The 4,143-nt window shown below is 71.6% G+C and carries 4 protein-coding genes; 3 read left to right on the top strand and 1 reads right to left on the bottom strand.

Annotated features, from left to right (window positions below; translation table 11 throughout):
* The 3 genes from VGH85_11540 to VGH85_11530 all read left to right on the top strand — a co-directional run.
* The coding region (locus VGH85_11540; protein ID HEY2174430.1) for an ABC transporter permease at positions 1–1,818 on the top strand (1,818 nt) is incomplete at its 5' end.
* A complete protein-coding gene (locus tag VGH85_11535; GenBank protein HEY2174429.1) occupies positions 1,815–2,585 on the top strand; it encodes an ABC transporter ATP-binding protein in 771 nt (256 codons plus the stop codon). The genes VGH85_11540 and VGH85_11535, both read left to right, overlap by 4 nt.
* Positions 2,582–3,298, top strand: coding sequence for an ABC transporter ATP-binding protein (locus VGH85_11530; GenBank protein ID HEY2174428.1), 717 nt, complete (start codon positions 2,582–2,584; stop codon positions 3,296–3,298). The genes VGH85_11535 and VGH85_11530 overlap by 4 nt, the downstream gene beginning before the upstream one ends.
* 265 nt (positions 3,299–3,563) lie before the next feature.
* Here the strand turns inward: VGH85_11530 and VGH85_11525 are convergent.
* Positions 3,564–4,143, bottom strand: a 580-nt coding sequence (locus VGH85_11525) for an ABC transporter substrate-binding protein (GenBank protein ID HEY2174427.1), incomplete at its 5' end; no start/stop codon positions are given.

Raw genomic sequence — 4,143 nt, 5'->3', positions numbered from 1 at the left:
GGTGTCTTCAACATCGCCTTCGGGGCGATCGCGATGCTCGTCGCCTATCTGCTCTGGCAGATGGTCAAGGTCTGGGGGTGGCCACTGGCGGTCGCCGCGCCGGTCGACCTGCTCCTCATCGGTCCGGGGCTGGGCGTACTGCTGGACCGGGTCGTCTTCCGGCGGCTCGAACGCCGCGGGGCGAGTCCGGCGGAGAAGCTGGTCGCGTCGATCGGCGTATTCGTGCTGCTCGTCGGGGTCGCCTTCGCGATCTGGGGCGGGCAGTCGCGGGTCGACGCCCCGTCTCTTGTTCCCGTCCGCTCGTTGTCCCTGCCCGGCGGCGCGAGCGTCCGGCTGGACACCGTCGTCGACCTCGCCGTCGCGGCCGCAATCACCGCGCTGTTGGCCAGCGTCACCCACGCGACCCGATTCGGCGTCGCCGTCCGGGCCGTCGTCGACCGCCGGGAGCTCGCCGAGCTGTCCGGTGTGGACGCCGACCGCGTGTCGGCCGTGGGCTGGGCGTTCGGTGCGTTCCTCGCCGGCCTGGCCGGAGTCCTGCTCGCTCCCCGGCTCCGCCTCGACCCGTACGGACTGACGCTGGTCGTCCTCGAGACGGTGGGCGTCGTGGTCGTCGCCCGGCTGTCGTCGATCACCGTGGCCATCGTCGCGGCCCTCGCCGTCGGGATCGGACAGAGCGAGCTCACCGCCGTCCATGTAGGAGGTCAGGCCGGACAACTGGTGGAGTCGCTGCAGGCCAACCTGTTCGTCGTGGTCCTGCTCGCGGCGATCCTGCTGCTGCCGCGGCTCCGGGAGGTCGGTGGCGACGCCGGGGTGGCGGCTGCACTGGCCCGGCGGCGGCCAGGCGCTCCGCTGCGCCGGGGATGGGCGGCCGGCGCGGGGCTGCTCGCGCTTCCGCTGGTGTTCTCCGACTCCGCGCTGCGACCCGCCCTGACCATCCCGGCTCTCGCCATCGTCTTCCTCTCGCTCGTCGCGGTGACCGGGTACAGCGGTCAGATCTCCCTCGGCCAGGCCGGATTCGCCGGGCTCGGTGCGCTGCTCGTCGCCCGGCTGAGCAGCGGAAAACTCTTCGGCCTGCCGGCCTTCCCGGGCCTGCTCGCCCTGGTGGTCGGCGCGCTGCTGGTCACTCCGATCGGCCTGCTCACCGGGTGGCCGGCCATCCGGCGGCGCGGACTATTTCTGGCACTGACCACGCTGGCGGTCGGCATGGTGATCAGCCGCTTCGTCCTCGAGCAGCCGCTGTTCACCACCGGCCTGTCTGTGAACCGACCGGCCGGCTTCACCGACGACCGCGCGTTCTACGCGCTGGAGGTCGTCGGCCTCGCGGTGACACTGCTCGTCGTACGCAACCTGCACATCGGTCGGCTCGGCCGTGGCCTGCTCGCCATCCGCGACGACGAGAAGGGCGCGCGGGTCTGCGGCGTCGACGTGGGCCGGACGAAGATTTTCGTCTTCGCCGTGAGCTCCGGACTGGCCGCGCTCGGCGGTGCGCTGCTGGCCATGGGCACTCGATCCTTCGACCCGGCGTCGTTCGACCCGATCCAGGCGCTGCTGTGGTTCGCCGCGGTGGTGGTCTTCGGCGCCGACAGCGCGGCGGGTGCCGTACTCGCCGCGGCCCTGGTCGTGGGGCTGGACAGTGCGTTCGGCGCTGGCGCGTCCGCGGTGGTGATCGGCGCGCTCGCCGTGCTGCTCGGCCGGATGCCGGGCGGCGTGCTCAGCTCGCTGGGTCGATGGTGGCGCGCACCCGGGGGCGCCGTACCTGCGTCCGCGGTGCAGCTCTCGCCGGCCGGGCGGGCCGTCGCGGCGCGGATTCGCCGATGACCGGGCCGGGTGCGGCGCTGCGGGTCCGCGGGATCGCGCGGAGCTACGGCGGTGTGCATGCCGTGGACGGAGTCGATCTGGACGCCTTGCCCGGCGACGTCACGGCTCTCATCGGACCCAACGGCGCCGGCAAGACGACGCTGTTCGCGTGCATGTCCGGGTTCGAACGTCCCGACCGGGGACGTGTGCTGCTCGGGGAACGGGACATCACCGACGCCGGCACCGACGCCCGGGCCCGGCTGGGCCTGACCCGCACCTTTCAGGAGCTGGCCGTCTTCGCCAGCATGACGGTGGCCGACAACATCCGGGTCGGCGCCGAGAACCGCCGTTCCGCCGGCATCCTGGCCGGGCTCCTCGGGCTGCCCGACCCGGCCCGGCGGACCGTCGACGCAGCGGTCGCGCGGGTGCTGGACCTGCTCGGACTCGGCGCCGTACGCGACACCCCCGCCGGCGCGCTGTCGACCGGCACCCTGCGGATGGTCGAGCTCGGCCGGGCACTCGCCGCCGATCCGGTGGCGGTGCTGCTCGACGAGCCGGCGAGCGGGCTCGACGACGGGGAGATCCGCGCACTGCGGGACGTGCTGCGTGATCTCGCCGACGACGGCCGGACCATCGTGCTCGTCGAGCACGACGTCGATCTCGTCTTCGACGTCGCCGACCGGGTCTACGTGATGGCCGCCGGCCGGGTCGTGGTGTCCGGCACCCCGGCGGAAGTCGCCGCCGCCCCCGCTGCACGAGAAGTCTATTTCTCGCAGGCCGGCCCATGAGCGTCCGGATCTCGCTGCGCGGCGCACGAGCCGGCTACGGGCCGGTGGAGGTGCTGCACGGCATCGACCTCGCCGTACCCGCACGCGGGATCACCGCGCTGCTCGGTCACAACGGCGCGGGCAAGACGACGACGCTGCGGGTCCTTGCCGGGCTGCTTCCGCTGACCGCCGGCGCGGTCTGCTGGGACGGCGAGGACGTGAGCGGGCTGCCGGCGTACGACCGGGTGCGTCGCGGGCTTGCGCTGCTCCCCGACGAGCACGGCGTCTTCGCCACGTTGTCGGTGCGGGACAACCTCGCCGTGTTCGGCGACGGCGGCGCACCGGATGCGGCACTGGCGGTGTTTCCGGTGCTGCAGGACCGGCTGGGGCAACGCGCCGGCAGTCTGTCCGGCGGTGAGCGACAGATGCTGTCGTTGTCGAGGGCGCTTCTGCGCCCGGCGCGGGTCCTGCTGCTCGACGAACTGAGCCGCGGCCTCGCGCCGCAGGTGGTGACGCGGCTTTACGACGTGGTCGCCGACCTCGCGCGTGAGCCCGGTCGGTCGGTGCTGCTCGTAGAGCAGTACGTCGGGCAGGCGCTCCGGCTCGCCGACATCGCCTACGTCCTCCGCCGCGGCGAGGTGGCGTTCGTCGGCGAACCCGGCGAGCTGACCGGTGCCCGCGCCGACGTACTCCTCGGCTTCCGCCGCCCCCACCCCCGTTCCCATTCCGCGTGAACGTGACGTTCATGCGGCTAGAGCGCTTGAACGTGACGTTCAAGCGGAATGGCGGACGGCGGTCGTGTGCTGCGCACGGCCGACTCCACCGGCGGGTCGACATCGTGCGCCGTACTCGCATCCGCGGGACAGATCGGCGAGTAGAACGCACGATGTCGAACCGCCCTCCACACCGGCACCCATTCCGCGTGAACGTCACGTTCATGCGGCTAGAGCGCTTGAACGTGACGTTCAAGCGGAATGGGGAGGGCCGGAAAGCCCGTGGTCAGGGGCGGTAAGGGACGTTGGGTACGACGAAACAGTTGGTGTCCATGTTCGGGACCTGCGTCACCCAGCCACCACGCCCGCCGTCGGCCGAGTCCTGCCAGCGCGCCACGTTGAGACAGTTTCGGCTCGGCCGGCCCGGGTGCCGGCTAACCACGAAGCTGCGCGGGGTGAGGAGTCCGTGCCCGTCGTAGGGCTGCGCCCGGTTCATGTACCGCTCGACGCACCCGCGGGTCAGTTGTGCACCACACGAGGTCATCGCGTCGGTGAGCCATTGTGCGGCGGCCCAACCCTCGAGCTCCCACATCGACAACTTGCCGTCCCGGTTCGGCAGATAGCGGTGCATCGCGGTGCGGAAGGCCTTGACCGCGGGGTATCTCTGGTCGGAATAGTTGCGGTCGTTCCCCGTGGAGTACAGCGAGTTGCGGCACACCGGCGACGCGGCGAAGTCGGTGCGCACCGAGGAATTCCAGTTCTGCACCGTCGTCACCTTGGCCTTCACCTTCAGCGCCTCGTTGTCCATCGACCGGCAGAGGTCGACGTTGCCGCTCGAATCCAGCGCGTCGAAGACCACGTCGACG

The sequence above is a fragment of the Mycobacteriales bacterium genome, assembly GCA_036497565.1.
Taxonomy (GTDB): Bacteria; Actinomycetota; Actinomycetes; order Mycobacteriales; family QHCD01; genus DASXJE01.
Note: the sequence above shows the minus strand (reverse complement) of the source record. Positions and strands in the feature narration are given on the sequence as shown.